At 51.6% G+C, this 2,764-nt stretch carries 2 rRNA genes (1 of these 2 only partly in view); both read left to right on the forward strand.

Annotation, left to right across the window (positions count from 1 at the left end):
- Nucleotides 1-616 (forward strand): 16S ribosomal RNA (locus tag BP758_RS12360) (it extends 1,671 nt beyond the left edge of the window).
- A gap of 234 nt (nt 617-850) precedes the next feature.
- Nucleotides 851-2,764: ribosomal RNA gene (locus tag BP758_RS07220) — 23S ribosomal RNA — on the forward strand; the annotation flags it as partial.

Genomic DNA, 2,764 nt, shown 5'->3' on the forward strand with positions numbered 1-2,764 from the left:
GAATTGGCGGGGGAGCACCACAACGGGTGGAGCCTGCGGTTTAATCGGACTCAACGCCGGGAAACTCACCAGTTAAGACAGCTGAATGATTGTCGGGCTGAAGACTCTACATGACTAGCTGAGAGGAGGTGCATGGCCGTCGTCAGTTCGTACTGTGAAGCATCCTGTTAAGTCAGGCAACGAGCGAGACCCACGCCAACAGTTGCTAGCTCGTCCTCCGGGATGGAGAGGACACTGTTGGGACCGCCTCTGCTAAAGAGGAGGAAGGAATGGGCAACGGTAGGTCAGCATGCCCCGAATTAACTGGGCTACACGCGGGCTACAATGGGTGGGACAATGGGTATCGACACCGAAAGGTGAAGGCAATCTCCTAAACCCATCCTTAGTTCGGATTGTGGGCTGCAACTCGCCCACATGAAGCTGGAATCCGTAGTAATCGTGTTTCAAAATAGCACGGTGAATATGTCCCTGCTCCTTGCACACACCGCCCGTCAAACCACCCGAGTGAGGTCTTGATGAAGCCGTCGTTTTCTGCGGCGGTTGAATCTAGGTTTTGCAAGGGGGGTTAAGTCGTAACAAGGTAGCCGTAGGGGAATCTGCGGCTGGATCACCTCCTAACGAATTTTATTCGGGTTAAAAAAGCGGTTGCTAGACAAACTGTAAAATTGCCGGTGTCGACAAGAAAAAGGCTCAGGTGCCAGAAAGGTGGCACGAAAAGCCCGGGTTCGAATCCCGGTGGGCTGTTTAGATGCACCTCCCGATGCGAATCGGGAGGGAAGGGCTGAGAGTCAAACCAATGACTTTGCGAGGCCGTGTAAAGGTTTACACTCAGGACGTTAAATGGGTTTAGCGGAGCATTAGTTTAAACCTACCAGTGAATGGCTCGGTTCAAGTGCCGAAGAAGGGCGTGCCAAGCTGCGATAAGCTCCGGGTAGACGCAAGGAATCTGTGATCCGGAGATACCCTAATAGGACATCCTGACACTTTATGTGTCTGTCCGTTGAGGACAGGGAACGCCCCGAATTGAAACATCTCAGTAGGGGCAGGAAAAGAAATCAACCGAGATGTCGTTAGTAACGGCGAGCGAACACGACAGAGCTCAAACCGAATCCCGCAAGGGAGATGTGGTGTTATAAGCCCACCGTACGATACCGGATGTGAAGCGGAAGTTGCTTGGAATTGCACACTACAGAGGGTGATAGTCCCGTACGCATAAGCAGACGGCATCAGGTGGTGTCTTGAGTACCGCGGGTCGGAATTCTCGCGGGAATTCAGGGGTCATCAACCCCTAAAGCTAAATACACCTTGAAACCGATAGCGAAATAGTAGCGTGAGCGAAAGCTGAAAAGTAACCCTGAAAAGGTGGTTAAAAGTGCCTGAAATTGGTAGGTGATCGCGGGTTATGGCATGAAAGGATCTTCTCTGTGAAGGAACCCGTCGCGAGGCGGTAGTACGGGCAGGGTTGCCAGTGTCATAACGTACGTTTTGAAGAACGGGCCAGAGAGTTTATTCTGTTGGCGAAGGTTAACCCAAAAGGGGAGCCGAAGGGAAACCAACAAGTTCGTAGCAGCAATGTGTGGAACGGCGTATTAAAAGTGCGCGGAGTCAGCAGGATAAGACCCGAAGCCGGGTGATCTATGCGTTGGCAGGTTGAAGCGTGACGAAAGTTGCGTGGAGGACCGCAAGCCGTATTGATATGCAAATCATTGGTGTGACCTACGTATAGGAGTGAAAGATTAATCGAACCTGGCATCAGCTGGTTCCTCCCTAAACATGTCGCAGCATGACCTAACCGGAGGTCGTTGGTGAGGTAGAGCACCAATTGGGGAAGCTGGGCGGGAAACTGCTCACTCTCTTGTTGAACTCCAAACTCCCCAACACCCTAGATGGTTGGAAGTCCGCGTTACGGGGTAAGCTTGTAATGCGTAAGGGAAACAACCCAGACCGTGGTTAATGTCCCTCAATGTAGGCTCAGTGTCAACACTGAAATTGGTCCTAGGTCAAAGACAACTGGAAGGTGAGCTCAGAAGCAGCTATCCTTTAAAAAGTGCGTAACAGCTTACCAGTCAAGATTTAGGGCGGTGAAAATGGACGGGGCTAAAGCCTACTACAGAGACCACGGAGCACCGAAAGGTGATCTGGTAGGGAGGCGCTCTGCGTGGGTAGAAGCTGGGTCGTAAGTTCCAGTGGACCGCGTAGTGATGAGAATTCTGGCAGTAGTAGAAGCATAGTTGGGTGAGAATCCCAACCGCCGCAGGGGCTAGGTTTCCTCGGCAACGTTCGTCAGCCGAGGGTTAGTCGGTCCTAAGGTGCGTCGTAACTCGAACGTACCGAATGGGAAACAGGTTAATATTCCTGTACCATGTGGTTTTTAGTCGTAAGACCCTGACGCTTGGGGGTATGCTTAGCGGGACTGTCATCCCGTCCAAGCACATAAACCGGTGGAGTACCGTAATGGTGAGAATCTGGTGAAAGTGTGATGGGGTAACTGAGCAAATTCCTTGAGCCCATGAAAAGGGAATCACATGTCCGTACCGAGAACCGACACAGGTGCCCCTTGCTGAAAAGGTAAAGGCGTGTCGGATTTAAATGTAGTTAAGGGAACTCGGCAAATTGGCCCCGTAACTTTGGGATAAGGGGTGCCTGCTTGGAGATCAAGCAGGTCGCAGTGACCGGGTCGCACTAACTGTCTAATAACAACATAGGTGACTGCAACTCCGAAAGGACTAGTATAGTCACTGATTCCTGCCCAGTGCGAGTATCT

This window comes from Methanoregula sp. UBA64 (assembly GCF_002502735.1).
Taxonomy (GTDB): domain Archaea; phylum Halobacteriota; class Methanomicrobia; order Methanomicrobiales; family Methanospirillaceae; genus Methanoregula.